This window comes from Magnetospirillum sp. (genome assembly GCA_027532905.1).
Lineage (GTDB): Bacteria > Pseudomonadota > Alphaproteobacteria > CACIAM-22H2 > CACIAM-22H2 > Tagaea.
On sequence record JAPZUA010000005.1, the window covers coordinates 308,168 to 333,058 of the forward strand.

The following is a 24,891-nucleotide window of genomic DNA, read 5'->3' on the forward strand; positions in this document are numbered from 1 at the left end:
GCTCCTCAGCCGCGATCGCGCATTCGGCGCGCGCGTTTGCGCAGGGCGATGGCCGCCGCGCGTTTTTTCGGCGCACGCTCGCCGAGGTCGGCGTCGCTGCTTCTGCCGGCCGACAGGCGCGCGAAATGAACGCGGCCAACGAGAGCCATCGTCAGCAACGCGGACACGACGGCGCCGCGGATCTTGGAGGCGAACGCAAACCGGCCGCAGCGCCGCTCGATGTCGAGAAAGAATTTGCTTTGGTCGATCTTCGCGACCGAAACGATATAGGCGATCGCCAGCCAGAATTCCGGCTCAAGCCGAACCGAGGTTCGCCGCCTGCCCACACGGATTGTACGCGGCGCAAGCACCACTTTTCCGAAGCTGCGGCGGACTTCGCCGCCGCCGATACCGGCACCCGAAGCTTTCGCAATACTTGTGTAATCTTGCGGCTCGGCCGCTGCGAGCGCTACAAAAAGAGCTTGCAATTCTTCGGGGTGAATTGCTGAAGATAGAGACGCAAGCGCGGTCCTCGCGCTCGCCGCCGACCCCTTCGGCGCACGGCTTGCATTGCCTCCGTCCGCAGAGGGTCGGGTCTGAGCGGGTCCGCTCTCGGTTTTTTTCGTCGTCTCGCAACGCACGTCAACGATCCCAGGGTGGCCACGATGGAAACAGAGCTCACGAATACACAAATAATGTCCGAAGACGCGCCGCAATTCTGCGGAATCGTGCCGATTTCTGCGGGGAAGCGACAATGATCGACCAAAACAGGATTCTCGCCGACGTCCGGCGCGCGTTGCTGCGTCGCCTGGGCTCGGCATCGCCACTGCATTTGAAACTCCAGGCCATTGCGGCCGAAACCGGGGTGTCGATCGACACGATCGGGCGCGTGCTGAACGGTAAATCCAGAAAACTCGATCTCGCCCTGCTGCTCAAGATCGTTGCCTACTGCGAAAAGCGCGGCGACACGACTATTCGCTTCGAATGTTTCAGCGGACTCGGCCTGCCGGACCCGAGCGGCGGCTCCGCCGCCACGATGCGGCCGATCGATCGGCTCAAGGCCTCCATCGGCGAGATGCTGCGCGTGCCCGCGAGTGCAGCCGCCCAGGAGGCCAATTTCTGGATCGACGATCGCGGCCGCCGCGTCATGGCCTACCCCGACCATGCACATGCGGCACGCCTCGCCCTCAATCTGCCAGTCGAGACGGATGCGATCCGCTACGCTTGCGTCAATCTCGGCTGGATCCGGGTCGGGCCGCTGGGTTTCGATTTCGCGGACTACGGGGCCTCGCCAGAAGCGCTGCACGAAGCCGCACGCCACGTCATGACGATGGCGGTCTATCAGGTCCGCATCAACGGCGTCGCCCTCGGCCGGCACGAGGCGCATGCAGCGCTGCTCGCACAGGCCGCGCGCGAACGCAAAGCGGATGCCGCAAAAGCCTTCCAGTGGACGATCGAGCGCAAACCGCTCGACGCGATCGCCGACCAAGCGCTTGCGCGGTTCGCCGCAGAAGCCCGAAACGTCGAGAACCTTTTCGATTTCGCCATGCGGCCGGAATTCCGCGACCGCTGTGCCGTGTTCCGCGTCGAAGGCACGTCGGTCCAGTCGATCTGGGCCGGCCAGAATCTGGCCGTCGTTCGCCGCGAAGTGATCGGCAAGGACGTGCGTGACCGCAAGGACCGCCGCTACGGCCAAATGGTCCACCACCACGTGCTCGAGGCGATAGGCGAGTCGGAGCCCGTGTTCCGAGATCTCGATATCGCGCTCGACGGCTTGCGGGCGCGCTACCGCCGCGTTGCCGTGCCCGAGAACCGCGCGACCTCAAAATGGTCGAACGAGCCTGTTTTTGTCGCGACCTGCATTGAACGCATCAGCTGGGAGCCCTTCAGGCCATGAATGAAATATCGAACAGAAACAACCCCGCCTTCTTGAGCGGCATCGTTCCTTTTCTCGATGCGTGGGACGCAAGGCACCTGCCGCGCACGCTGCGCATGTATCTGACCGACCAGGTTGCGCTGCGCCTCGTCAACCAACTCGGCGAATTCGGGATCGTCGTCGGGATCAGCCACAATCTGGCGACGATCAAAGCGCTGCAGCTCGCAGCGGCGCGCTGGCCGCGTTTGGCCGAGCCATGCGACCCCGATCTGAATCCGTCCGCTGGTCCGCATGACACATTCGCAATCATTCTGCGCCGTGAGAACCAACCAGTCGGCTGCGCCGCCATGCGCCTCAAGCGCCTTGAGGGCAGTCTGTCGGAACACATCGCGAGCCAATCACTGCTCGCCGAGCGCCCCGATCTGCTGCCGGTCGGCCAACGTTTTCGCGCAAGCGGCTTCGTCGAGAAGATCGCCGATGTCCCCATCGCCTGGGGTTCCAGCCTGTGGGCCGACACCAATGTGCCCAAGACGATGGTTCCAACCCTGATGCGTCTGCTGCATCTCTACACATTCGCGCATTGGTTCTGGTCCTATTCGGTCTCGATCGCGCAGCCGCGCGTGGCCGACCATTACGGGCTCGACGTGCATGGCTATGAGATGGTCACCACCTTCGCGCGCCGCTATTCGGCTGAAGGTGCGGCGACCGACTATCGCATCCTGATCGCGTGCCGCGACCATGTGCGCCGGATGGTCCAACATCCAGGCTATGTCGATCTCAGCGTCGATCTCTCGTCGCTCGATCTCTCCGAATCCCACGTCGCGTGAACTATCGCCGCTTTATACCTTTTTTGTCTTAGTAAGGTTTTTTATCTTTGTTCTTTAAATAAACTTCGAACTATGCTCGGATCAAGCATCGTCGCCGGGTTCGCATCTGGCTTCGTGCGCTGTTTGAAATGTGAAGAAAGTCGATCGGGCGTCCGTTCACGCGACGATCCCTGCAACATGTAACCTCGAATCTTCGCCGCGGTTACATGTGTTGAAAATCAACGGGTTAAATCGGCGACCGTCGCTGTTGGTCGCGTTTGGTAACCTATTTCGGCGCGGTTGCTTTTGCGCGCGCGCTTGCGAACCTTGATTTCGAGGACCGGTCTTGGTCTAGTCGCACGCGCGAAGACGCCCGCGCATCGAGGGAGTGGCATGAAAAAAACATACAAGACCGCAGCAGCAGCGCTCGACGGTCTGCTGTTCGACGGAATGCTGATCGCAGCCGGCGGTTTCGGCTTGAGCGGCATTCCCGAACTTTCCATCGCCGCGATCCGCGATGCGGGCACCAAGAACCTCACCGTCGTGTCGAACAATGCGGGCGTCGATGGGTTTGGCCTCGGCATCCTGCTGGCCTCGCGGCAGATCAAAAAAATGATCTCGTCGTACGTGGGCGAAAACGCCGAGTTCATGCGCCAGTACCTGGCGGGCGAGCTCGAACTCGAGTTCAACCCGCAGGGCACGCTGGCCGAGCGCATGCGCGCCGGCGGGGCCGGCATCCCCGGCTTCTACACGCGCACGGGCGTGGGCACGCTGATCGCGGAAGGAAAAGAGCACAAAGAGTTCGACGGCCAGACCTACATTCTCGAGCGCGGCATCGTCGCCGACCTTGCGATCGTGAAGGCGTGGAAGGCCGATCCGTCGGGCAATCTCGTGTTCCGCAAGACGGCGCGCAATTTCAATCCGCCCGCCGCCATGTGCGGCAAGGTGTGCGTGGCCGAGGTCGAAGAGATCGTGCCGCTGGGCGCGCTCGATCCCGACGCCATCCATCTGCCCGGCATCTACGTGCACCGCATCGTGGCCGGCAAACACGAAAAGCGCATCGAACAGCGCACCACCCGCAAGCGCGCCGTCTGAGGAGGACGAACCGATGCCCTGGAATCGCGATCAAATGGCCGCCCGCGCCGCCAAAGAACTGCAGGACGGCTGGTACGTCAATCTCGGGATCGGCATCCCGACTTTGGTGTCGAACTACATCCCCGAGGGCGTGAACGTCACGCTGCAGTCGGAGAACGGCATGCTCGGCATGGGGCCTTTCCCCTACGAGGGCGAGGAAGATCCCGACCTCATCAATGCCGGCAAGCAGACCATCACCGAGCTTCCGCAGACCGCCTATTTCGATTCCGCCACGAGCTTCGGCATGATCCGCGGCGGCAAGATCGCGATGGCGATTCTGGGCGCCATGGAAGTCTCCGAAACCGGCGATCTTGCGAACTGGATGATCCCAGGCAAGCTCGTGAAGGGCATGGGCGGCGCCATGGATCTGGTCGCAGGCGTGGGCCGCGTCGTGGTCGTGATGGACCACACGAACAAGGCCGGCGAATCCAAAGTGCTGAAGGCCTGCACCCTGCCGCTGACCGGCAAGGGGGTCGTCAACCGCATCATCTCAAATCTTGGCGTGATGGATGTGGTACCCGGCGGCCTCAAGATCGTGGAACTGGCCGACGGCGTGGACGAAGCCGCGTTCCGCGCTGCAACCGCGGCGACGCTGGTGGCTTAGCACCGCGTTTGTTTCATCTTATTTCGAATACAAAGGCGGCGAGCCCCGTGCTTGCGACAAGTCTGCCTTGTGCGCAAGGTCACTGGCTCCGGCCGGGGTGCGGCGGCTAGACTTTTCCTCGCGAGAGGAAAACGCCCGCAATGTTCGACCCCGCAATACTCGGCAAGGCGCGCACCCGTTTCGGCGGCCTGTCCGGAGCGGTCAAGGGAGCCCTGTTGATGACGGCCGCGGCGGCGTGTTTTGCCGCCATGAACGTCGTCATCCGCGCGATGAACCAGGAGCTGCATCCGTTTCAGGTCGCGTTCCTGCGCTGCGCCACGGGCTGCGCGTTCATGCTTCCGTGGCTCGCGCGCACGGGCTTCGAGGGGCTGCGCACCGCCAGCCACAAACTCTATTTCTCGCGCGCCTTCGTCGGCTACGGCTCGATGCTGTGCTGGTTCACGGCCATCGCCTCGCTGCCGATCGCGGAAGCAACCGCCCTCTCCTTCACGTCGCCCCTGTTCGCGACGGCGGCGGCGGCGCTGCTGCTGGGCGAGGTCGTGCGGCAGCGGCGCTGGACCGCTACGATCGTGGGCTTCCTCGGCGCCATGATCGTGCTGCGCCCGGGGCTCGACGTGGTGTCGTTCGCGCATCTGCTGGTGCTGGCCTCGGCCGCGTTGGGCGGCTGGAACTCGATCACGGTCAAGCAGCTCACGCGCACCGACAATCCCAATGCGATCATCCTCTACATGACGCTCTATCTCGTGCCGATGTCGGCGATCCCGGCTTCGTTCGTGTGGCAATGGCCGTCGGCGCAGGCTTGGGTTCTCACGTTTTTCCTGGGCCTGTTCGCGACCCTCGCCCACCAGAGTTTCACGCGCGCATTGGCCGTGTGCGACGCAAGCTACGTGCTGCCGTTCGATTTCACGCGGCTGCCGATGGTTGCATTGCTCGCGTATCTCGTGTTCGGCGAAGTGCCCGATCTGTGGACCTGGGTCGGCGGGGCCGTCATCGTCGGCGCCACGGTATATATCGCGCGCCGCGAAGCGCAGATCGCCGCAGCCGAGCGGATCTCGTGATGGTGCTGCCGAACAGGAACCTTGAGGGCGCTTTGTGGATGATCGGCGCGGGCGCGGTGTTCTCGCTGCAGGGGGTCGCGGTCAAGGAGCTCGGCGCGCGGCTCGACGTTTTCCAGATCGCGTTCGTGCGCTGTTTTTTCGGCCTGCTCGTGACGCTGCCCTTCGTGCTGCGCGGCGGGACCGGGCTGTTTTTGACCGGCAGGCCCGCCTTGCACGTGATGCGCGCTTTGGCGGGCGTGTCAGGCATGTTCTGCGGCATGTACGCGATCGCCCATCTGCCGCTCGCTGACGCGGTCGCAATCTCGTTCGCCAAACCGCTGTTCGCGGTGTGCCTTGCGGCCTTCTTCCTTGGCGAAAAGGTGGGCCTGCCGCGCTGGCTCGCCACGTTCGTGGGCTTCTTGGGCGTGGCCCTCATCGTGCGGCCGGGCTCCTACGCATTCGAAGTCGCGCACATCGCAGCATTGCTGGGTGCCTTCTTCATCGCCGACGTCGTCGTCCTCGTGAAGAAGCTGCAGGGGAGCGAAAAGAACGCCACGATCATGGCCTATTTCGGCATCGTCACATCGCTCGCGAGCGTGGGCCCGGCGCTCTATGTTTGGCTCGCGCCGACCTTGTTCGAATTCGCACTGCTCGTCGGCATTGCGGTGGCGGCCACGCTCGGGCAGTGGATGGCCTTGCGCGCCTACCGCGCCGCCGACGCGTCGGCCGTGGTGCCGTTCGACTATCTGCGGCTCGTGTTCTCGATCCTATTCGGCTGGGCGATCTTCGCCGAAGTGCCGGACCGCTGGACGCTTGCGGGCACTTGCGTGCTGATCGCGGCCACGGCCTATATCGCCTTTCGCGAAATCCGCATGGGCCGCAAGCCCAGCCTGGGCGGCGGCTGATGGGCGCGCGTTTTTTTCGATGGGTGCGAAGCCTGCCCGGCAATGCGCGCGGCTGCCTGTGGGCGATCGCGGCGATGCTGGCCTTCGGCAGCATGGAAGCGATCATCAAACATCTGGGTGCGGCGATGCATCCGATGCAGATCGTGTTTTTCCGCTGCCTGTTCGCCTTCGCGACGATCGCCCCCGTCGTGCTTGCCGTCGGCGGCATTGCGCACGTCGCCACGCGGCGCTTGGGTGCTCATTTCGCGCGCACGATCTTGGGCTTCAGCGCCATGGCCACCGGCTTCTTCGCGATCACGCAGATGCCGCTTGCCGATGCCGTGGCCTTGGGTTTCGTGCGGCCGCTGTTCCTCGTCTTGCTCGCCGTGCTGTTCTTGGGCGAGCAAGTGCGCTGGCGGCGTTGGACCGCCACGGCCGTCGGCTTCGCAGGGGTGGTCGTGATGGTGCAGCCCGGTGCGGAAGGCCTCAACCCCTACGCATTCGTGGCGCTGTTCAGTGGCTTCCTCGTGGCTTGCGTTTCGGTCGCACTCAAACGGCTCAGCGAAACCGAAACCGCGGAAACCACCGTGTTCTGGTTCGCAGCCATGTCGACCGTGCTGGCGGCGGGTCCGGCCTGGCTCGTGTGGCGCACGCCCACGGCGGCCGAATGGCCGTTCCTGGTCGGCCTCGGCATTCTCGGGTCGCTCGGCCAGTATTTCATCGTGCGCGCCTATCGCGTCGCCGAAGCCACGGCAGTCGATCCGATGGACTACGGGCGCCTGATCCTCGCCGCCGCGATCGGCGTGCTTGTCTTCGGCGAAACGCTCGAGACGCACACGCTGGTGGGGGCTGCGATCATCGCCGCCAGCACCTTCTATATCGCAAGGCGCGAGGCCAAGCTCACCAAACGGCCGTAAGGGCGAGCGCCAAGGCCAGCACTACGAGGGCCGACAAAGCGCGGCGCAGCGCCAAGTACCAGAGCGGAAAGCGGCCTTCGGCGGCCGCGCGCAAATCGACCGCAAAGGCCGCCCAGAACCCGACGATCAGCAGAATGAGGGCCGGAGCCGCCTCCATCCATGTCGCGGCGAGCCAGCCGAGCAAAGCGGGGGCCACGCTCCAGCCGAGCACGTTCCAGTTCTGCTGGGCGGGGTCGGCAAGGGCGCGGCCCCAATGCACGGCCCCCAGAAACGAAAGGATCGCGGCCGCGTAGTTCAGCAGCACGGCCGTGGCAGCGGCTTCGGCATCGCCGTTCCACAGCGCAAAAACGCAGCCATAGAACGGCAGCAAACCGCCGAACCCCAGCCACAATGCCGGACGCGGAACCAGATTCAGCGAAAAGGCAGACATTGGCGACCTTGCGGGAATCCGCTAGAGGAACAGGGACCCGAACCTGACGCGTCGGCGCAAAGGAATCAAGCCATGGACATCAAAGGCCAAGCAGCGATCGTAACCGGCGGCGGCTCCGGCCTCGGCGAAGGGACCGCGCGCGCACTCGCAGCAGCCGGCGCCAAAGTCGCGGTGCTCGATATCAACCACGAAGCCGCCGCCCGCGTCGCCGGCGAAATCGGCGGCATGTCCATCGCCTGCGACGTGGTATCGGCCGCATCGGCGGAAGCGGCGATCGCGCAAGCACGCAGCGCGCACGGGGCCGCACGCCTGCTGGTGAATTGTGCGGGCATTGCACCCGCCGCCCGCATCGTCGGCAAAGACGGGCCGATGGCGCTCGATGCGTTTCGGCGCACGATCGAGATCAATTTGATCGGCACCTTCAACATGATGCGCCTTGCAGCGTCCGACATGCAGACCCTCGCCCCCAACGCGGACGGCGAGCGCGGCCTCATCGTGATGACCGCCTCGGTCGCCGCCTTCGACGGCCAGATCGGCCAGGCGGGCTATGCGGCCTCAAAGGGCGGGGTTGCGGCTCTCACGCTGCCCGCCGCACGCGAATTCGCGAAGACCGGCATCCGCGTGATGAGCATTGCCCCCGGCCTTTTCGGCACGCCGATGCTGCTCGGCATGCCGCAAGCGCTGCAGGACAGCCTCGCATCCCAAGTGCCGTTCCCCACACGGTTCGGCAGGCCCGACGAATACGCGGCCTTGGTGCTGCACATGCTCGCCAACCCGATGCTGAACGGCGAAACGATCCGCCTCGACGGGGCGATCCGCATGGGCCCCAAATAGATGCCGCTGCAAAATCGCGTCACGCCGTTTTCGACGATCCAGGCCGATCCGGCGCGCGGCATGTTTATGGGCAATCGCGGCTGCCTGCATGGCGAGCACCGCAATCTCGAGGTCGAACATACGCGCGAGAAACGCTGGCTCGTGTGCCTCACGAGCTTCAAAGGCCGCAAGCGGCGCATCATGCAGCCCGGCCACTACACCGAGCTGTTCTTCCTCGACGAAGCGACCGCACTCGCCGCCGGCCACCGCCCGTGTGCGGAATGCCGCCGCCAAGCCTACGATCTTTTCTTAAAACTCTATCCCGGCAGACGTGCGAACGCCGAAACGCTCGACAAATATCTGGCATCCGACCGCCTGCGCCCGTGGCCCGCGACTTTCAGCGAACTGCCCGAGGGGGCGATGTTCGCGATCGACACAGAGGCCTTTGTCAAATGGCGCGGCAAAGCCTGGCGCTGGCACCACGCCGGCTATACGCCCGCCGAAATTCCGACGGGCACGGTCGAAGTCCTCACGCCCGAGGGCACGGTCGCAGCCTTGGCCGCCGGCTACAAACCGGTCGTGCATGCGAGTGCGAGGTGAACCTCACGCGATTGCGTCGATGAATTTGGCCATTTCGACATCAAGGGCCGACAGGCCGCCCGCATCGTGGGTCGCGAGCACGATGTCGACCTTGTTGTAGACGTTGAACCATTCGGGGTGGTGGTCCATCGCCTCGGCCTTCAATGCCACGCGCGTCATGAAGGCGAAGGCCGCGTTGAAGTCGACGAATTTGAAGGATTTGGCGATCGCGTCGCGGCCCGGCAATTCGCTCCAGCCCGAAAGCGCGCCGAGGGCGGCGGTGCGCGCAGGCCCCGTGAGTTTTTCGGCCATTTTCCTCGATCCTCCTTGGCATATGTTGGCAGCCGCAACATTAGCTTGATAAGGTCCGCCCCTGCCATGGAACACAAGCCCCATCTGCCGCCCGATCTCGCCGAAATCGAACGGCTTGCCGAACAGGCACTCGCCACGATCCCGGCGGAGCTGCGCCGCCACGTCGAAAACGTGGTGCTGCGCATCGAGGATTTCTGCGACGCCGAGACCGAAAAAGAGATGGAGCTCGAAAGCCCGTTCGAGCTCATGGGCCTCTATCGCGGCATAGACATGCTGCGCGAGTCGGTCGCAACCGTGCGCACGTCACCCGACATGATCTTCCTCTATCGCCGTCCGCTGCTCGACTACTGGTGCGAAACCGGCGAAGACCTCTATACGCTCGTGCGCCACGTGATGATCCACGAGATCGGCCACCATTTCGGCTTCTCGGACGACGACATGGAAGAACTGGAAAGACGCAGCGAATGACCGCCGATTCCGACCAGACAGCCACCGGCAACGGCCAGACCTTCCAAACGCTCGCCCCAAGCGATCATGCGCTTATCGATGCGGCCCGCGAGGCGATCGCCAGGCTCTATGCCGAAAACCGCCATCATATCGGGGCGGCCTTGCGCACACGCACTGGCCGCATCTACACGGCCGTGCATCTCGATACCTATGTGGGCCGCGCCTCGGTCTGCGCGGAGGCCGTTGCAGTCGGCCGAGCCCTCGCCGACGGCGAAAGCGAGATCGACATGATTGTCTCGGTGCGCCATCCGCGCCCGTCCGAGGCCGACCGCACGATCCGCATCGTGAGCCCGTGCGGCATTTGCCGCGAGCTGCTGTCGGACTTCGCGCGCGGCTGTCGAGTCGTGGTTCCGGGCGAAGAAGGGGCGGTCGCGGTACCGGTCGACGAGCTGTTGCCCCGCAAATATTCCGTACCCAAAAGCCGGAATCCGCGGCAATAGAGAATTTTCCAATGTTTACAAATTCTTATGACGCACCCCTCAGTTGACCGTTTAATGAAGATGGGTTATTATCCATCATAACGCTTCGATATTGTGTACCGGGCGAATCTGCCTTAATTGATTCGGCAGGCAACCGGGTATGCCGTGAGAAAGCGTCGGGCATTCGCCGGTCGCAATTTGCAACGCAAAACCGGCTTAGAACACAGGCAACGAGCAATGTTCGGCCGCCAGAGGAACGCAATGCCGCTACCACCGAAAATGGGAGGCCCCGCCAAACCGGGTGCTGCAGCTCCCGCCAAATTGCCGATCGGTACGATGGTCGTCACGGGCCAGACATGCCCCGAGAGCGGAATTTGGGAAAGCCAGGGAACGCCGTCGGGCCGCTCCTCCTTCCCGAGGGGTACACGCATGCCCGCCTACGACAAGAAATCCTGCGTCTGGAAACTCGTTCGTTATCCCTAAGAGTGGACCCGTCGCCATGCGGCTTTTTGCGATCGCGATTCTGGCGCTGACATTGACGATGGCAGGTGCGGCCATGATGTCGGAAGACACGGCCGCCCGCGCTGGCGCTTCGGCGCAAGCCGCAACCGAATAACAACGACGGCTCTCCGGCGCGCGTTACTTGCGCGCCACCATCAGCTTTTTGATTTCCGCGATCGCCTTGGCCGGGTTTAGGCCTTTGGGGCACGTCTTCGTGCAGTTCATGATCGTGTGGCAGCGATAGAGGCGGAACGGATCTTCGAGATTGTCGAGCCGTTCGCCCGTGGCTTCGTCGCGGCTGTCGGCGATCCAGCGATAGGCCTGCAGCAACACCGCCGGCCCCAAATACCGGTCGCCATTCCACCAATAGCTCGGGCACGAGGTCGTGCACGAGAAGCACAAAATGCATTCCCACATGCCGTCGAGCTTGGCGCGCTCTTCGGGGCTCTGCAGCCGCTCGCGGTCGGGCGGCGGCGTTTCGCTCTTGAGCCACGGCTCGATCGAGCGCAGCTGCGCATAGGCTTGCGTGAGGTCCGGCACCAGGTCCTTGACCACCGGCATGTGCGGTAGCGGATAGATTTTGACGTCGCCTTCGCACTCCGCGATGGGCTTCGTGCAGGCGAGCGTGTTGGTGCCGTCGATGTTCATCGCACACGAGCCGCACACGCCCTCGCGGCACGAGCGGCGGAAGGTGAGCGTGCTGTCGGTCTCGTTCTTGATCTTGATGAGCGCGTCCAAGACCATCGGTGCGGTCTTGTCGAGATCGAGCGTGTAGGTATCGACGCGCGGATTGGCGCCCGTGTCCGGGTCCCAGCGGTAGATCTTGAAATTCTTGGTGCGCTTCGCACCCTCGGGCGACGGCCACTTCTTGCCGTCATGCACCTTGGAATTTGCGGGCAGTGTGAACTCGGCCATCGATCTTAACCCCTCAATACACGCGCGCTTTGGGCGGGAAGGCCTGGACTTCGTTGGTCAGCGACGTCAGCACGACCGGGCGGTAGCCCATCGTCGCCTTGCCCTTGTCGTCGAGCCAGCAGATCGTGTGCTTCATCCAATCTTTGTCGTCGCGGTTCGGATAGTCTTCGCGCGCATGCGCGCCGCGGCTTTCCTTGCGGTTCAAAGCACTCTCGAGCGTGACGACGGCCTGGGCGATCAGATTGTCGTACTCGAGCGCTTCGACGAGATCGGAATTCCACACCATCGAACGGTCGGCGACACCGATATCGCCGTTCTTGGCGAATGTCGCACCGATGAGCTTCGAGCCTTCCGACAAAACGTCGCCCGTGCGGTAGACAGCACAGTTGTTCTGCATGATGCGCTGCATCTCCGCACGCAGAGCCGACGTGGGCGCCGGGCCCTTGGCGTTGCGCATCTTGTCGAAGCGCGCCACGGCCGCATCGCCCGCTTTGGCGGGCAGGGGCTTGTGCGGGCTGCCCGGCTGCACGAGTTCGGCTGCGCGGATCGCAGCCGAGCGGCCGAACACGACGAGGTCGAGCAGCGAGTTCGAGCCCAAGCGGTTGGCACCATGCACCGACACGCACGCCGCTTCGCCGATCGCCATGAGGCCCGGCACGACGCTTGCCGAGCCGTTTTTCATCGTCACGACTTCGCAGCGGAAATTGGTCGGAATGCCGCCCATGTTGTAGTGCACGGTCGGCAGCACCGGGATCGGCTCCTTGGTCACATCGACGCCCGCGAAAATCTTCGCGGTCTCCGAAATGCCGGGCAGACGCTCGTGCAGCAGCTTGGCGTCGAGATGCTCGAGATGCAGATGGATGTGGTCTTTATGTTCGCCCACACCGCGCCCTTCGCGGATTTCCATCGTCATGGCGCGGCTCACGACATCGCGCGAGGCGAGATCCTTGGCCGACGGCGCATAGCGCTCCATGAAGCGCTCGCCGTTCGAGTTGGTGAGGTAGCCGCCTTCGCCGCGCGAGCCTTCGGTAATGAGGCAGCCCGCCCCGTAGATGCCCGTCGGGTGGAACTGGATGAATTCCATGTCTTCGAGCGGCAAGCCGGCGCGCAGCGCCATCGCGTTGCCGTCGCCGGTGCAGGTGTGCGCCGACGTCGCCGAGAAATAGGCGCGCCCGTAGCCTCCAGTGGCCAAAACAACAAGGTGCGCCGTGAAGCGATGCAAGGTGCCGTCGAGCAGGTTCCACGCCATCACGCCACGGCAGGCCCCGTCTTCGTCCATGATGAGGTCGAGCGCGAAATACTCGATGAAGAACTCGGCATTGTTGCGCAACGACTGCTGATAGAGCGTGTGCAGGATCGCATGGCCGGTACGGTCGGCGGCAGCGCAAGTGCGCTGGGCAACGCCCTTGCCGTAGTCGGTCGTCATGCCGCCGAACGGGCGCTGGTAGATCTTGCCTTCGGTCGTGCGGCTGAACGGCACGCCGTAATGCTCGAGCTCGATGATGGCCGGGATCGCTTCCTTGCACATGTATTCGATCGCGTCCTGGTCGCCGAGCCAGTCGGAGCCCTTGACGGTGTCGTACATGTGCCAGCGCCAATCGTCCGCGCCCATATTGCCGAGTGCTGCCGAGATGCCGCCTTGCGCTGCCACGGTGTGGCTACGCGTGGGGAATACTTTGGAGATGCAGGCGGTCTTGAGGCCCTTGGCCGCCATGCCGAAGGTGGCGCGAAGACCGGCACCACCCGCGCCCACGACCACGACATCGTAAATATGGTCGACGATTTTGTAGGCTTGGCCGCCCAGCGACGGTCCGCTCGATGCGTCGGGCATGGTATCAGCCTCCAAAAGCGAGCTTGAGTATCGACAAAACGGCAATGCCGCCGAGCAGCAGGGCCGCCGCGTTCATCGCCAGCAGCGACGCGATCTTGAAGGCCTCGTCGTGCACGTAGTCTTCGATCACGACTTGCAAGCCCAGACGCGCATGCTGGAACACGGCGACGATCAGGGCCAGCAGCAACACGGCCACCACGGGCGACGCAACCCAAGCTTTGAGTGCCGTGAGCGGTGCGCCCGCAAGACCCACGATGCTCGCCACGAACCAGATCGTGAGGGGTACCAGGGCGATCGCGGTCACGCGCTGGCCCCACCAATGATGTGTGCCGTCCTTGGCCGAGCCGAGGCCGCGTACGCGCCCCAGATCCGAACGCAGCGATTTTTTGCCGATGGTCGCCATGTTCAGCGCCCTCCCAAAACGGCGAGACCGACCACCCAGGCAACCAATGTGGCCGCGAGTGCAAAGGCAATCACCGCATAACCGGATTTTTCGGCCGTCGGCAGATCGAAGCCGCGCCCGGCATCCCAGAACAGATGACGGATGCCATTGCCCAAATGGTAGAACAGTGCCAGCGACCAGCCGAACAGCAGCAACAGGCCGATCGGCGAATCGATGAAGCCGCCGACGCGCGCATAGGCCGCTTCGCCAAGGGCGGCCGCCGCGAGCCACCAGACCAGCAGCAGCGTGCCGACCGCAAGTGCAACGCCCGTGATGCGGTGCGTGATCGACAGGACCGACGTGAATTGCGGGCGGTAGATCTGCAAATGCGGCGACAAGGGCCGCGCATGCATTTTGACTGTTTCTTTGGTTTCCGCCGCCATCGTGGCACTGCCCCCCTTGTTGGCTCCGCCCTTGCGTCTTGCGGTATCGATGTAGACCGGCTTCGCCACGCCGTCAATCGCACGCTTGACGGCCGCACAAAGCCCAATAAACAGGCGCGGGGCAAAGACTTGCCGCACCTGCAAAGAATTGGTTGTGGATAGGTCTGTGGAATAATTGTTCGCAAGCTGTGATCAACTCGAAACTTTATCAACAGAAATATGCGTCGATCTTTTTGATTATTATTGAGGGTTAACGGCGCCTTTGAGACCCTAGGCCTTGGTAAGCGAGAACGTGAAGACAGGCGGGTCGCCTCGATCAAACCGCAGAGCGCTTCGTGGCTAGCCAAGAGCTGAAGCGCCATCCACTGGCAGGAGCCGCCGCCGAAAGGCGTTGCGGCGCGGGCGGAAGGGGCAATTCAAGGTCTTCAGGAGCGGCTGGACCGGATGCGGGCGAAAGTCCGCGCGAGGGTGCAGCAACTCGTTTGTATCGCGACGGTCGTCGGGCTCCCCGAGAGCCAGGCCACGCCAGGGCGATACGAACGGCGCCGATGGATCCGCGCCTTCGGGCATGGGTTCGGGTTGGGTCGGGAAGCATGGGTTCTGCAAGGAACCCGTCCTTTCGGCGGCGACGGCGGGCGGGGCTCGGGAAGCCCTAAGCACCTGCGGCGGCCGAAAGCGACGCGCGAGGGACGAAAGACTTAGCGCGGGGCAACTCGCTGCGGTCTGATCGAGGCTCGCACATGGTTCCGGGTCGGCTCGAAAGCACGGGGGCTGGCAAGGGTCGGGCGTATCGGGGAATGGGCTGGCAGGCACCCGCGCGCGGTGCGGCAGGCCCCTGTCGGTGGAACGCGGCGGACGGCCTGACCAGGGTCCGAGCTGCCGTGCGAAGCAGGTCCATCCGAGAGCAAACCCGAGTTTGGCTTGCCGCGAGGCGGCCATGCCGATGCCCGAGGGTGCAAACCCCGGCTGCGGCAGGGTGGTGTCGGGGGCCGAAATGCATGTCGGCCCCGGACGGTCCTCATGAGGCGTCAGGGAGCCCTTTGTCCCGCCCGGACAACGGCCGATCGCAAGATCGCCCCTGACGCCTCTTTTATTTTGGGGCGCGTGAAAATTGATTTCATTGGGATTTTTGAAGCGAAAAGCCGGTGGTGCCGACGGTCCGCTTGCGCGCGACCGCCGGCACTCCATCGGCGTGTCGGAGCCTGATGTCCCGCCCGGACAACAACGGCGCGAAGACGGCGAAGACTTCGCTTTCCTGACAACAATTTGGGTATCACGCCCCCACCCCCCCGCCAAATGGATTTTGGGACTTTTTCGACTTCGTTTATTTTCAAAGACTTGGGCCGCCAGCCCAATCCTGCGGCGGGCTGCCTTGGCTTCGAGTCGCAAAATCGACCGAACCGCGTCGGCCTTTGAAATTGCAGAGAAATTAGAACTCGACCCGGCGCTCAGCGACCGCTTTTGAAGCGCTGGCACCATCGGCGCCCAAACCTGTCAAGTTTTCAGCCGAGCACGACGAGATCGACGGGTTGGGCAAGGCCTGGGATGGCAACGCCCAAGACGCGTCGCGGCTCGACGGTCGGGCGGAAATCTTGGGTCAGCGCCAGTTCGAACGTCTCGCGCGTGGCAAGGGCGCGGCATTTTTCGGTTTTGGTCTGTTTTTCGAGGCGAGCCGCGAGATTAACGACGTCGCCGATGACCGTGTATTCGAGGCGGTCGGCATCGCCAACGCACGCGAACAATACCGTGCCCGCCGCCACGCCGAATCCCACCTCGAGCGAGGACAAACCTTGGGCGTCGCGCGCCGTGCGCCAAGCTTGCGCTTCGAACAGCAATGCATCGACGCAGGCAAGCGCATCGGCGGCCGCACGCGGGTTCGGCAGGGCCGCGCCGAAACTTGCGAGAATGCCGTCGCCGATGAATTTGTCGATCGAGCCGCCATGCGCGCGTATGACGGGCGCAAAACGCGCCTGATAGTCCGAGAGCAGCGCCACGAGATCGCGCGGGGGCAAAGCGCGCGCGAGATTGGAGAAGCCGCGCAGATCGACGAACAAAGCCGCCGCCGCGCGCATTTCGCCTTCGCCGGGCACCAGCGCTTGCTCGGCGTCCGAAATGCGTTTGGCGATTTCGGGCGCGAAAAACCGCGACAATTCGAGGATCGCCGAGCCTTGTGCCGCACCGCGCTCGAGCATCGCGCGTGCGCGAACCTGCGCCAACGCAAGGATCGACGTCACGATCGCGATCGACAGGATTTTGTCGATCTCGGCGCCCCACAGAATCGACGGGCTTGTCATGTAGCGCACATAGTCGCGCGTCACCGGCATGCTGTTCATATCGTAGGCAGCGGCGTAGGCGACGAGGCAGAGCCAGCCAACCATCCCGGCAAGCCCCGCCAGCAGCACGTAGCGCGCCTCGAAGCGCAGCGTGCGCAACGCGATGAAGATGAACACGTAGAGCAACGTGGGCGCCTTCAGATAGAAGGCGGGCGGCTGCATGTACTGGATGTGGAAGCTCCAGATCAGCGTCATCAAGAGCGCCATGTCGACCACGATCGACACCGCCAAGAACCAACCGGGCAATCGCGCGCGCCACGCGGCGGCAAGCCGCAGCAGCGTGAAGGCGGCATAGGCCGAGAGCGCGTAAGGGACAGGCGCAAACGGCACGCCGGCCGCAAACGTCTTGGGGCTTGCCGCATAGAAAACGCCGAAAACCACGACGATGGCGAGCTGGACCGAGCCGATCGCGATTTCGGCGCGATCCTGCTCGGCGGCGATGGCCTGGCGCACGCGCGCGGACAGCCGGATCGGTGCGGTCCCGGTCAGACGCCGGATATTGTGGAGCCAGCCCATAGGTTTCGCTTCGCTATCCGGCCTTTGTTGGTTACACCTGCGCCATCATGGCAGAAACAATCGATATCACGATCCGCAAGCTCGGCGCGAATGGCGACGGCATTGCCGACGGCCCGCTCTATGTGGCCGGCACCTTGCCGGGCGAACAGGTGCGGGCGACACGAACCGGCAAAGAGCGCGCCCAGCTGGTCGAAATCCTCGCAACCTCGCCCGACCGCATCGCAGCGCCCTGCCCGCTTTTCGGCCGCTGCGGCGGCTGCAGCCTGCAGCATCTGTCGGATGCCGCCTATGTCGCGTGGAAAAGCGACTTGCTGCGCGCGGCCCTGGCCAGCCGGGGCTTCGACATCGCCCCGTTGCCGATGCTGCGCATTGCACCCGGCACCCGCCGGCGCGCCGAGCTTGCCGCAAGGCGCACAGGCGACGGGCTGCTGCTCGGCTTCCATGCGCCGGCAAGCGACGCGATCGCGGACATGACCGCGTGCCACGTGCTCGAACCGTCGATCGTTGCCTTGCTGCCGAAGCTGCGCGCGTTGCTCGACGATCTGCTGCGCGGCAACGAAGCGCTCGATCTGCATCTGACGCGCGCCGACAACGGCTTCGATCTGCTGTTGACCGGGCGCACGCTCGATGCGCGCAAGCGCCTCGCCTTCGCAGATTTTGCGGCCGCCAACGGCATTGTGCGCACGACTTGGCGCAGCGAGCCCGGTGCGGTCGCCGAGATCGTGGCGCTGCACGAAAATCCGCACGTGACGTTCGGCACCGTGCAAGTGGTCCCGCCGCCGGGGGCGTTTTTGCAAGCCGCACGGCCTGCCGAGCTTGCGATCGCCGCCGAGATTTCGGTCGCTGTCGGGCGCGCCAAACGCACGGTCGATCTGTTCGCAGGCCTCGGCACGTTCGGCTTTCCGCTGACCGGACGCGTGCATGCGGTCGAGGGCGATTTTGCGGCTGTGGCCGCCATGCAGGATGCCGCGCGCGCCAGCTTCCGCGCCGGGCGCTTCACGGCCGAGGCGCGTGATCTCGAGCGCCGCCCTTTCATGCCCGAAGATCTCGAGCCGTTCGACGCTGCGATCTTCGATCCGCCGCGCGAGGGGGCGGCCGAACAGGCGCGGTGGCTTGCGCAAAGCGACGTGCCGACGATCGTGGCGGTGAGCTGCAATCCCACGACCTTCGCGCGCGACGCACGCATCCTCGCCGACGGCGGCTACACGCTGACGCGCGTCGTGCCCGTCGACCAGTTCCTGTGGACGAGCCATCTCGAACTCGTCGCCGTGTTCACGAAGCCGAAAACGCGCAAGCGCTAACCGAGCGCTTTCGCAAGCCCCGCAATTTCGGCAAGGGCGGCCCGCCGCATCAGCCCGAAATCGGTCGAGGCCGAGACGAACCTGAAGCCGCGTTCGAACAGGCTGGCTGCATCGTGGGGCCCGTGCGGCACGATCCCGCACGGCTTGCCGGCGGCCGCGGCACCCGCGAGCGCCATATCGACATAGCGCCGATGGGCGGGATGTTCGAACTGGTTGGGCAGGCCCAAAGCGCCCGAGAGGTCGTAAGGGCCGACGAACAGCATGTCCACGCCGTCCACGGCTGCAATGGCAGCGGCGTTTTCGGCCGCCTGCGGCGATTCGATTTGGCAGATCACGAAAAGATTCTCGGCCATGTGCGCGATATAGGCGTCGACCGCGATCCCCTGCGCCATCGCGCGCCACGGCCCCATGCCGCGCTTGCCCTCGGGCGGGTAGCGGCATGCCGAGACGACCGCGCGGGCCGCATCGGCCGTCTCGACCATCGGCACCATCAGCGTGTCGGCCCCAAGATCGAGCACCTGCTTGATATAGACAGGATCGGCCCACGGAATGCGCACGCACATGCCGCAATCGTAGGGCATGCTTGCCTGCAATTGCGCGCGCGTCTGCTCGAGGCTCGAGGGGCCGTGTTCGTTGTCGATGATGAGGCAATCGTAGCCCGTGTCGGCGAGCGCTTCGACCGTCACGGCATGGGCCGAATGCAGCCAGACGCCGAAGGCGTTTTTGCCGCTAGCCAAGCGACGCTTGAGCTGGTTTGGTTTGCGCATCGGGCGGTTCCTCGCGTGTCTTTGTTTTCCGTCCCATCTTCGGCGCTTGCGCCGGTCACGAGCAAGCCCTTAAAACACGAGGCGTGGGCCTCTTTAAAATCCTGTTCCCAAACCGTGCGGTCGCGCGCGAAAAACGCGTTGACGTGCCCGATCTGCTGGCCGACGGCGAGATTGCGAGCGTGCGCGTGCGGCGCAATCCGCGCGCGCGGCGCATCAGCGTGCGCGTGGATGCCAGCGACGGTTCGATCGCCCTCACCGTGCCGTGGCACACGAGCGTGGAGCGCGGCATTGGCTTTGTGCGCGGCCAGCGCGATTGGCTGAAGGCGCGCTTGGCGGCCGTGCCCGACCGCGTCGAATTCGCCCCCGGCAGCCGGTTTTCGTATCAGGGCCAACCTGTAATGGTCGCACGCGTCGAACGCGGCCCTACGCATCTTGAAGGCGGCATTTTGCATGTGGCGGGTGCGCCCGAATTTGCCGAACGCCGCGTGCGCGATTGGCTGAAGGCGCAAGCGCGGCGCATGCTCGCCGAAAAATCGCATGCCTTGGCGGCGACCACGGGGCGCAAAGTTGCGGCCATCCGCATTCGCGACACGCGCACGCGCTGGGGCAGTGCAGCAAGCAACGGCACTTTGGCGTTTTCCTGGCGCCTCGTGCTGGCACCGCCCGAAGTACTGGACTATGTCGTTGCACATGAAGTGGCGCATCTCACGCACATGAACCATAGCGCCGAATTCTGGGCGCTCGTGGCTCGCCTGTACCCGGGCTTCGAGCGGCCGCGCCAATGGCTTGCCGCCAACGGTGCGCATTTGCTGCGTCATGGATAGCAAAGAGCCCCAGCGCGCCACGCTCGGCGCCATCGCCCTGCTGACCTCGATGGTCATGCTCGGCCAAATGTCGATCTCGCTCTACATTCCGTCGCTGCCGTCGATGGGCCAAGCGCTGATGGCCCCGCCCGACCAAGTCAAACTCACGATGACGTTTTATTTGGCCGCACTCGCGCTGGCCCAACTCGTGTGGGGGCCGCTCTCCGACCGGTTCGGACGGCGGCCGGTGCTGTTCGTCGGCGTGGGCGTCTATCTTGCGGGCACGCTGATGTGTGCGCTCGCCCCCAGCATTGGGATGCTAATTGCCGGGCGCGCTTTGCAGGGGATCGGGGCGAGCGTGGGCACCACCGTGTCGCGCGCAATCACGCGCGACCGCTACGACCGCGCCGAGGCCGCGCGCGCCCTTGCCTTCATCGGCATGGCGATGGCGGCGGGGCCGGCGATCGCCCCCGTCATCGGCGGCCAGCTGCAGACCCTGTTCGGCTGGCGTTCGGCGTTTCTGGCGCTGCTCGTGTTCGGCAGTCTCGTGGGACTCGCGTCGTGGCGGTTCTTGGCCGAGAGCAACCGCAACCTCAACCGCGATGCGCTCGCACCCGCCCATCTGCTGGGTGCCTTCGGGCAATTGCTGTCGAGCCGCCTCTATGTCGGCTACACGCTCGTGGGGGCCGGCGCCTTCACTGGGTTGATGGCCTTCACGACCGGCATTCCGTTCATCTTCATCGACGTCTACGGCATGTCGCCGGCCATGTTCGGCTTCGTGCCGGCTTTTACGGTCGTCGGCTATTTCTCGGGCTCGCTTACGGCCAGCCGCATGTCGGGGCGTGTGGCCCCACGGCGCGCGGTTGCCATCGGCACCTCGATTTGTGCGGCCGGCGGCGTGGCGATGGCGGCCGTCGTGCTCGGCGGCCTATCGGCGCCGGCAACGCTCGTCGCCCCCATGATGCTATTTATGCTCGGATTCGGCATTGCCCTTCCCAACGCAACGGCGAGTGCCATGCAGCCTTTTGGGCGCATCGCGGGTGCCGCATCGGCGCTGCAGGGTTTCCTGCAGACCGCCTGCGCGGCCTTGGGCACGCTGATCGTCGCGACCCTCTCGGACGGCACGGCGTGGTCGTTGGCGATGGGCGTGCTGGGGGGCGGGCTGCTTGCGGCTTCCGGCTATTTCCTGATCGCGCGCCCGGCCGAGCTGCGGCAAGCCGCAGCCGCACCATGAACGCTTCGCCTGCCAGTGCCGGGCATTCGCGCCTGCTTTTCGGGCTGATCATCGGCTTGGTCGCGATCGGGCCGCTCTCGACCGATCTTTATCTGCCGTCGCTGCCCGCCATCGGCCAAAGCTTGGGTGCAAACGTGGCGGCCACGCAATTGACGCTGTCGGTTTTTATGGCCGCCTTTGCGCTCGTGCAGCTTGTCTACGGCCCGCTGTCGGACCGTTTCGGCCGCAGGCCGATCGTGCTTGGCGGTATCGCCCTTTATGTCGTGGCCTCGGCTGCCTGTGCGATCGCGACTTCGATCGAAGCGCTGATCGCCGCACGTGCCCTGCAGGCCGCAGGGGCTTGTGCAGGCGTGGTCCTCGGCCGCGCCATCGTGCGCGACGTCTATGGGCGCGAGGGAGCCGCACGCATGCTCGCCCTTGTGGGCTCGGTCATGGCGTTCGCACCGGCGGCGGGCCCCATCCTCGGCGGCATCGTCGAAGTCAATTTCGGCTGGCGCTGGAATTTCGCGTTGTTGGTGGCTCTTGCAAGCGCTCTGTTGGCGTTGCTCGCCTTCTATCTGGTCGAGACCAACAAACAGCGCGACCCGACCGCCCTCGAGCTTGGCCGCATGCAACGCAACTACGCGACCTTGCTCGGCGACCGGCGCTATCTCGGCTACGCGCTGTGCGTGGCGTTCGGCTATGGCGGCTTGTTTGCGTTCATCTCGGGCTCGTCCTTCGTGCTGATCGGCGATCTTGGCCTCGCACCCGACACGTTCAGCTATTTCTTCGCCGCCTGCGTCGTCGGCTATTTCACGGGTGCGCAATTGGCCGCACATCTCACGCTGCGGCTCGGCATCGACCGCATGCTGATTTTCGCGACGAGCATCAAGCTGCTGGGCGGGGCGGGCATGCTGGCAGCAACGCTCGCCGGTGCAGTCACGGCCGACATCGTTGGGGCGGCGTTCCTCGTCGGACCAATGGCGTTCTATATGTGCGGCATGGGCATGGGCATGCCCAACGGCCAGGGCGGGGCGCTCGGCCCCTATCCGCATATGGCGGGCGCCGCTTCGGCGCTGATGGGCTTCCTGCAGATGGCGTGTGCGGCCCTCGTGGGCATCGCGTTCGGCCATCTGCACGACGGCACGCCGCTCGCCCTTGCGGGCCTTGTGATGTTCTGTGCCGTCGCCGTCGCGGCCAGCCTGTTCTTTCTCGTGCGACCGGGTGCGAAACGAATCAACTAAAGCTCGGGCTTGGGCGCTTTCAGCATCGAGGTCGTCGAGGTCACGGTCTGGTTCGTGACCCCATAAGCCAAGGTGCGGCCGACAGCGTCGAGGGCCAGGATCTCGGTACGAATCTCAAAGCGCTGGCGCTCGCCCGGGCACACGCCGCGGTATCCTGCAATGGCACCCTCGGCAAGCCGCGTCGAACCGGCATCGAATTCGTAGTCCAGCGGTGCGCTGAACAGTACGCCGACATTCTGGAAACGCACGCGGTAGCGCACCGTGCCGACCGGCACACGGCCGAGCTCGATCGCCGGCGACAGGCCCTGCGAGCACAGATTGTCGGCCGTCAACGTGCTTTTGACGTCGAGGCGCGGCAAGGCCCCGGCAGGAGCCGGACCCTGGCAGGCCGCCAAGCCCAGCAGGGCCGCACAGGTTGCAAGGCGAGAAAACATCACTGTCGATACTCCCGTTCGAGCCCCATTTGGCCCCAAGCGCCGCTTTTGCGCAACTTCAGGCCCCGGTCTACGCACCGAACCCCAGCCCTTGCAGCACATTGCCGAGCGTTTGCACCCCGAACCCGATCCAGATCGTGCCGGTCTGGCGCACGATCACCCCCAGCAGCAGCGCATAGAGCAAGGCAAGGCCGCTCAACAGGGCAAGTGTGGCCGGATCGAACTCGATCAGCGCAATCCAGGCCGGCCACTGGATCGCCACGAACAAAACGGCCTGCAGGAAATTGGCGCGACCGAAGCCGTAGCGGCGGGCAAGTTCCTTGAGCAGCACGCCGCGAAACAGAAACTCCTCGCACAGGGCCGCAAACGCGATGCCGACCATCGAGGCCGCCAACGTCGGCACCGGCAGGGCCGGGATCGCGATCCAGGGTGCGCCCATCGCCACGTCGTAGAGGCGCGCGGCACCAAGATAGCCAAGCCCGAGTGCCAGCCCTAGCCAAGGACGAACACCGGGGCGCTGGTCGATGGCCACACGCGGATCGACGCGCTCGAAGCGGATCAGCCATACGAGCGGCAGGAGGAGCCAAATCGCCAAACGCCAAAGATCGGCGATCAGACGCACCGTGCTGGGCTGGTCGGCGGCGGCATCAGTCCACGGGATCAGCAGGATCCGGGCGATCCAGACGACGAAAAAAACGCCGAGGAACGCCCATAAAAAGCGCAAAGCCGGCCCAGTCGGTGCGGCGGCTTGTGCGGCGGGGCTAGAAATCGACGCAGCGCCCGCCCCGCTCCCAATCGCCGTAGCGCGTGGGCTCGGGGCCCTTTGGCCCGCCTATTTCGGCAGGTTTGGGCGTCAGCTTTTCGGCCGCAGGTGCGGGTTCGGGCGGTTTCGCGTCGGTTTCGGGCGTCTCGGTCATGGCCAAAGATATGCGGCCTTTGGGCCCGGCGGGCAAGACTTGAACGTGCGCCTTCGCCTGCTTATTTGCTGAGACATGAATTACGCCAAAACCGCGATCATGTTGGCCGGCATGACCGGCTTGTTCCTGGCCATCGGCTTCATGCTCGGCGGCGAGGGCGGCATGCTGCTGGCCCTGCTGTTCGCCGCAGGCATGAACCTGTTTGCCTACTGGAACTCGGATAAGATGGTGCTGCGCATGTACGGCGCGCACGAGGTCTCGCCCGAGCAAGCGCCCGGCTTCCATCGCATCGTCGCCAATCTGGCGGCCAATGCGGGCCTGCCGATGCCCAAAGTGTTTCTGATCGACGATGCGCAGCCCAACGCCTTTGCCACCGGCCGCAACCCCGAAAACGCGGCCGTTGCGGCAACCAAGGGCCTGCTCGAGATCCTCGACGAGCGCGAAGTGGCCGCCGTGATGGCGCACGAGCTCGCGCACGTCAAAAACCGCGACACGCTGACGATGACCGTGACGGCCACGCTTGCCGGTGCCATCGGCATGCTCGCCAATTTCGCGATGCTGTTCGGCGGCAATCGCGAGCGCGGCGGGATCGGCATTGCGGGCACGCTGGTGATGATGGTTTTGGCGCCATTGGCGGCAAGTCTTGTGCAGATGGCGATCAGCCGATCGCGCGAATACGAGGCCGACCGGATTGGGGCCGAGATGTGCGGCGACCCGATGGCTTTGGCCTCGGCACTCGCCAAAATCTCCAGAGGCGTGCATCAAATCCCGAGCGATACGGCCGAGCGAAACCCGGCGACCGCCCATATGTTCATCATGAACCCGCTGTCGGGTGCGCGGATGGACAATCTGTTCTCGACGCATCCCAATCCCGCCAACCGCATCGAAGCGCTGACGGCGCAAGCCCAGGCCATGGGTGGGTCCAGGAGTGGGATTACGAGCGGTTTTGCGCCGGCCGCACCGCGTCGCCGCGGGCCCTGGGGTTAAGTCTGGG

The 24,891-nt window shown here is 64.6% G+C and carries 29 protein-coding genes; 17 read left to right on the forward strand and 12 right to left on the reverse strand.

What is annotated here, in order from left to right:
• Nucleotides 1-5 precede the first annotated feature (5 nt).
• Nucleotides 6-695, reverse strand: a complete 690-nt coding sequence (locus O9320_18065; protein ID MCZ8312755.1) for a ribbon-helix-helix domain-containing protein — start codon at nt 693-695, stop codon at nt 6-8.
• Nucleotides 696-733: 38 nt separating this feature from the next.
• Here O9320_18065 and O9320_18070 point away from each other — a divergent pair, with 38 nt between their 5' ends.
• From O9320_18070 to O9320_18100, 7 genes are all read left to right on the forward strand, one after another.
• Nucleotides 734-1,876 (forward strand): hypothetical protein, encoded by a 1,143-nt coding sequence (locus tag O9320_18070; GenBank protein MCZ8312756.1) that lies wholly within the window; start codon nt 734-736, stop codon nt 1,874-1,876.
• Nucleotides 1,873-2,682 carry a hypothetical protein gene (locus O9320_18075; protein MCZ8312757.1) on the forward strand — a complete coding sequence of 270 codons (810 nt, stop codon included), beginning with the start codon at nt 1,873-1,875 and terminating at the stop codon, nt 2,680-2,682. The genes O9320_18070 and O9320_18075 overlap by 4 nt, the downstream gene beginning before the upstream one ends.
• 372 nt (nt 2,683-3,054) lie before the next feature.
• Complete coding sequence (locus O9320_18080) at nt 3,055-3,756, forward strand: CoA transferase subunit A (protein MCZ8312758.1); 702 nt, start codon at nt 3,055-3,057, stop codon at nt 3,754-3,756.
• Nucleotides 3,757-3,769: 13 nt separating this feature from the next.
• Entirely contained in the window at nt 3,770-4,399 is a 630-nt protein-coding gene (locus O9320_18085; protein ID MCZ8312759.1) for a 3-oxoacid CoA-transferase subunit B, read from the forward strand.
• Between the two features lie 140 nt (nt 4,400-4,539).
• Entirely contained in the window at nt 4,540-5,457 is a 918-nt protein-coding gene (locus O9320_18090; protein ID MCZ8312760.1) for a DMT family transporter, read from the forward strand.
• Nucleotides 5,457-6,341 (forward strand): DMT family transporter, encoded by an 885-nt coding sequence (locus tag O9320_18095; protein MCZ8312761.1) that lies wholly within the window; start codon nt 5,457-5,459, stop codon nt 6,339-6,341. The genes O9320_18090 and O9320_18095 overlap by 1 nt, the downstream gene beginning before the upstream one ends.
• A complete protein-coding gene (locus O9320_18100) occupies nt 6,341-7,237 on the forward strand; it encodes a DMT family transporter (GenBank protein MCZ8312762.1) in 897 nt (298 codons plus the stop codon). Before O9320_18095 ends, O9320_18100 begins: the two co-directional genes overlap by 1 nt.
• Here O9320_18100 and O9320_18105 read toward each other — a convergent pair.
• Nucleotides 7,221-7,667: a DUF3429 domain-containing protein gene (locus O9320_18105; GenBank protein MCZ8312763.1), complete on the reverse strand. Its 447-nt coding sequence runs from the start codon at nt 7,665-7,667 to the stop codon at nt 7,221-7,223. The two genes, O9320_18100 and O9320_18105, sit on opposite strands and share 17 nt — an antisense overlap.
• Before the next feature lie 72 nt (nt 7,668-7,739).
• On the opposite strand from O9320_18105, the gene O9320_18110 reads away from it, so the two are divergent.
• Together O9320_18110 and O9320_18115 are read left to right on the forward strand one after the other, a co-directional pair.
• On the forward strand, nt 7,740-8,501 hold the full coding sequence (locus O9320_18110) for an SDR family NAD(P)-dependent oxidoreductase (protein MCZ8312764.1): 762 nt from the start codon (nt 7,740-7,742) through the stop codon (nt 8,499-8,501).
• Nucleotides 8,502-9,080, forward strand: coding sequence for a hypothetical protein (locus tag O9320_18115; protein ID MCZ8312765.1), 579 nt, complete (start codon nt 8,502-8,504; stop codon nt 9,078-9,080).
• 3 nt (nt 9,081-9,083) lie between these two features.
• On the opposite strand, the gene O9320_18120 is transcribed toward O9320_18115, so the two are convergent.
• A complete protein-coding gene (locus O9320_18120) occupies nt 9,084-9,455 on the reverse strand; it encodes a 4a-hydroxytetrahydrobiopterin dehydratase (protein ID MCZ8312766.1) in 372 nt (123 codons plus the stop codon).
• Here O9320_18120 and O9320_18125 point away from each other — a divergent pair.
• Together O9320_18125 and O9320_18130 are read left to right on the forward strand one after the other, a co-directional pair.
• The gene (locus O9320_18125; protein MCZ8312767.1) at nt 9,438-9,839 is read left to right on the forward strand and encodes a metallopeptidase family protein; all 402 of its coding nucleotides are present in this window, start codon (nt 9,438-9,440) and stop codon (nt 9,837-9,839) included. The genes O9320_18120 and O9320_18125 overlap by 18 nt on opposite strands.
• Complete coding sequence (locus O9320_18130; GenBank protein ID MCZ8312768.1) at nt 9,836-10,318, forward strand: cytidine deaminase; 483 nt, start codon at nt 9,836-9,838, stop codon at nt 10,316-10,318. The genes O9320_18125 and O9320_18130 overlap by 4 nt, the downstream gene beginning before the upstream one ends.
• Before the next feature lie 618 nt (nt 10,319-10,936).
• Here the strand turns inward: O9320_18130 and O9320_18135 are convergent.
• The 4 genes from O9320_18135 to sdhC are packed head-to-tail and all read right to left on the reverse strand — an operon-like array spanning nt 10,937 to nt 14,339.
• Entirely contained in the window at nt 10,937-11,713 is a 777-nt protein-coding gene (locus O9320_18135; protein MCZ8312769.1) for a succinate dehydrogenase iron-sulfur subunit, read from the reverse strand.
• Between the two features lie 13 nt (nt 11,714-11,726).
• Nucleotides 11,727-13,544 (reverse strand): succinate dehydrogenase flavoprotein subunit, encoded by a 1,818-nt coding sequence (gene sdhA / locus O9320_18140; GenBank protein MCZ8312770.1) that lies wholly within the window; start codon nt 13,542-13,544, stop codon nt 11,727-11,729.
• Between the two features lie 4 nt (nt 13,545-13,548).
• A complete protein-coding gene (gene sdhD, locus O9320_18145) occupies nt 13,549-13,947 on the reverse strand; it encodes a succinate dehydrogenase, hydrophobic membrane anchor protein (protein MCZ8312771.1) in 399 nt (132 codons plus the stop codon).
• A gap of 2 nt (nt 13,948-13,949) precedes the next feature.
• Nucleotides 13,950-14,339 (reverse strand): succinate dehydrogenase, cytochrome b556 subunit, encoded by a 390-nt coding sequence (gene sdhC / locus O9320_18150; protein MCZ8312772.1) that lies wholly within the window; start codon nt 14,337-14,339, stop codon nt 13,950-13,952.
• A 1,159-nt stretch (nt 14,340-15,498) separates the two neighbouring features.
• On the opposite strand from sdhC, the gene O9320_18155 reads away from it, so the two are divergent.
• On the forward strand, nt 15,499-15,834 hold the full coding sequence (locus O9320_18155) for a hypothetical protein (GenBank protein MCZ8312773.1): 336 nt from the start codon (nt 15,499-15,501) through the stop codon (nt 15,832-15,834).
• A gap of 37 nt (nt 15,835-15,871) precedes the next feature.
• Here the strand turns inward: O9320_18155 and O9320_18160 are convergent, their stop codons facing one another.
• A complete protein-coding gene (locus tag O9320_18160; protein ID MCZ8312774.1) occupies nt 15,872-17,218 on the reverse strand; it encodes an adenylate/guanylate cyclase domain-containing protein in 1,347 nt (448 codons plus the stop codon).
• 47 nt (nt 17,219-17,265) lie between these two features.
• On the opposite strand from O9320_18160, the gene O9320_18165 reads away from it, so the two are divergent.
• The gene (locus O9320_18165) at nt 17,266-18,519 is read left to right on the forward strand and encodes a class I SAM-dependent RNA methyltransferase (protein MCZ8312775.1); all 1,254 of its coding nucleotides are present in this window, start codon (nt 17,266-17,268) and stop codon (nt 18,517-18,519) included.
• On the opposite strand, the gene O9320_18170 is transcribed toward O9320_18165, so the two are convergent.
• Complete coding sequence (locus O9320_18170; protein MCZ8312776.1) at nt 18,516-19,286, reverse strand: aldolase/citrate lyase family protein; 771 nt, start codon at nt 19,284-19,286, stop codon at nt 18,516-18,518. The two genes, O9320_18165 and O9320_18170, sit on opposite strands and share 4 nt — an antisense overlap.
• 83 nt (nt 19,287-19,369) lie before the next feature.
• Between O9320_18170 and O9320_18175 the strand changes: the two genes are divergently transcribed.
• From O9320_18175 to O9320_18185, 3 genes are read left to right on the forward strand one after another with little or no spacing between them, the layout of a single operon-like run.
• Nucleotides 19,370-20,110, forward strand: coding sequence for a SprT family zinc-dependent metalloprotease (locus tag O9320_18175; GenBank protein MCZ8312777.1), 741 nt, complete (start codon nt 19,370-19,372; stop codon nt 20,108-20,110).
• Nucleotides 20,103-21,323 carry a multidrug effflux MFS transporter gene (locus O9320_18180; protein MCZ8312778.1) on the forward strand — a complete coding sequence of 407 codons (1,221 nt, stop codon included), beginning with the start codon at nt 20,103-20,105 and terminating at the stop codon, nt 21,321-21,323. Before O9320_18175 ends, O9320_18180 begins: the two co-directional genes overlap by 8 nt.
• A complete protein-coding gene (locus O9320_18185) occupies nt 21,320-22,546 on the forward strand; it encodes a multidrug effflux MFS transporter (GenBank protein MCZ8312779.1) in 1,227 nt (408 codons plus the stop codon). Before O9320_18180 ends, O9320_18185 begins: the two co-directional genes overlap by 4 nt.
• Here O9320_18185 and O9320_18190 read toward each other — a convergent pair.
• The 3 genes from O9320_18190 to O9320_18200 form a co-directional block, all read right to left on the reverse strand.
• On the reverse strand, nt 22,543-22,980 hold the full coding sequence (locus O9320_18190) for a hypothetical protein (protein MCZ8312780.1): 438 nt from the start codon (nt 22,978-22,980) through the stop codon (nt 22,543-22,545). The two genes, O9320_18185 and O9320_18190, sit on opposite strands and share 4 nt — an antisense overlap.
• A gap of 70 nt (nt 22,981-23,050) precedes the next feature.
• Nucleotides 23,051-23,704: a CPBP family intramembrane metalloprotease gene (locus O9320_18195; GenBank protein MCZ8312781.1), complete on the reverse strand. Its 654-nt coding sequence runs from the start codon at nt 23,702-23,704 to the stop codon at nt 23,051-23,053.
• 37 nt (nt 23,705-23,741) lie between these two features.
• A complete protein-coding gene (locus O9320_18200) occupies nt 23,742-23,897 on the reverse strand; it encodes a DUF1674 domain-containing protein (GenBank protein ID MCZ8312782.1) in 156 nt (51 codons plus the stop codon).
• A gap of 75 nt (nt 23,898-23,972) precedes the next feature.
• Here O9320_18200 and htpX point away from each other — a divergent pair, with 75 nt between their 5' ends.
• Entirely contained in the window at nt 23,973-24,884 is a 912-nt protein-coding gene (htpX, locus tag O9320_18205; protein ID MCZ8312783.1) for a zinc metalloprotease HtpX, read from the forward strand.
• Nucleotides 24,885-24,891: the final 7 nt, after the last annotated feature.

Bases quoted from the DNA above. Each gene is read 5' to 3' on its own strand.
- O9320_18070 (MCZ8312756.1), top strand. From the start codon at position 734: ATGATCGACCAAAACAGGATTCTCGCCGACGTCCGGCGCGCGTTGCTG.
- O9320_18075 (MCZ8312757.1), top strand. From the start codon at position 1,873: ATGAATGAAATATCGAACAGAAACAACCCCGCCTTCTTGAGCGGCATC.
- O9320_18080 (MCZ8312758.1), top strand. From the start codon at position 3,055: ATGAAAAAAACATACAAGACCGCAGCAGCAGCGCTCGACGGTCTGCTG.
- O9320_18085 (MCZ8312759.1), top strand. From the start codon at position 3,770: ATGCCCTGGAATCGCGATCAAATGGCCGCCCGCGCCGCCAAAGAACTG.
- O9320_18090 (MCZ8312760.1), top strand. From the start codon at position 4,540: ATGTTCGACCCCGCAATACTCGGCAAGGCGCGCACCCGTTTCGGCGGC.
- O9320_18095 (MCZ8312761.1), top strand. From the start codon at position 5,457: ATGGTGCTGCCGAACAGGAACCTTGAGGGCGCTTTGTGGATGATCGGC.
- O9320_18100 (MCZ8312762.1), top strand. From the start codon at position 6,341: ATGGGCGCGCGTTTTTTTCGATGGGTGCGAAGCCTGCCCGGCAATGCG.
- O9320_18105 (MCZ8312763.1), bottom strand. From the start codon at position 7,667: ATGTCTGCCTTTTCGCTGAATCTGGTTCCGCGTCCGGCATTGTGGCTG.
- O9320_18110 (MCZ8312764.1), top strand. From the start codon at position 7,740: ATGGACATCAAAGGCCAAGCAGCGATCGTAACCGGCGGCGGCTCCGGC.
- O9320_18115 (MCZ8312765.1), top strand. From the start codon at position 8,502: ATGCCGCTGCAAAATCGCGTCACGCCGTTTTCGACGATCCAGGCCGAT.
- O9320_18125 (MCZ8312767.1), top strand. From the start codon at position 9,438: ATGGAACACAAGCCCCATCTGCCGCCCGATCTCGCCGAAATCGAACGG.
- O9320_18120 (MCZ8312766.1), bottom strand. From the start codon at position 9,455: ATGGGGCTTGTGTTCCATGGCAGGGGCGGACCTTATCAAGCTAATGTT.
- O9320_18130 (MCZ8312768.1), top strand. From the start codon at position 9,836: ATGACCGCCGATTCCGACCAGACAGCCACCGGCAACGGCCAGACCTTC.
- O9320_18135 (MCZ8312769.1), bottom strand. From the start codon at position 11,713: ATGGCCGAGTTCACACTGCCCGCAAATTCCAAGGTGCATGACGGCAAG.
- sdhA (MCZ8312770.1), bottom strand. From the start codon at position 13,544: ATGCCCGACGCATCGAGCGGACCGTCGCTGGGCGGCCAAGCCTACAAA.
- sdhD (MCZ8312771.1), bottom strand. From the start codon at position 13,947: ATGGCGACCATCGGCAAAAAATCGCTGCGTTCGGATCTGGGGCGCGTA.
- sdhC (MCZ8312772.1), bottom strand. From the start codon at position 14,339: ATGCATGCGCGGCCCTTGTCGCCGCATTTGCAGATCTACCGCCCGCAA.
- O9320_18160 (MCZ8312774.1), bottom strand. From the start codon at position 17,218: ATGGGCTGGCTCCACAATATCCGGCGTCTGACCGGGACCGCACCGATC.
- O9320_18165 (MCZ8312775.1), top strand. From the start codon at position 17,266: ATGGCAGAAACAATCGATATCACGATCCGCAAGCTCGGCGCGAATGGC.
- O9320_18170 (MCZ8312776.1), bottom strand. From the start codon at position 19,286: ATGCGCAAACCAAACCAGCTCAAGCGTCGCTTGGCTAGCGGCAAAAAC.
- O9320_18180 (MCZ8312778.1), top strand. From the start codon at position 20,103: ATGGATAGCAAAGAGCCCCAGCGCGCCACGCTCGGCGCCATCGCCCTG.
- O9320_18185 (MCZ8312779.1), top strand. From the start codon at position 21,320: ATGAACGCTTCGCCTGCCAGTGCCGGGCATTCGCGCCTGCTTTTCGGG.
- O9320_18190 (MCZ8312780.1), bottom strand. From the start codon at position 22,980: ATGTTTTCTCGCCTTGCAACCTGTGCGGCCCTGCTGGGCTTGGCGGCC.
- O9320_18200 (MCZ8312782.1), bottom strand. From the start codon at position 23,897: ATGACCGAGACGCCCGAAACCGACGCGAAACCGCCCGAACCCGCACCT.
- htpX (MCZ8312783.1), top strand. From the start codon at position 23,973: ATGAATTACGCCAAAACCGCGATCATGTTGGCCGGCATGACCGGCTTG.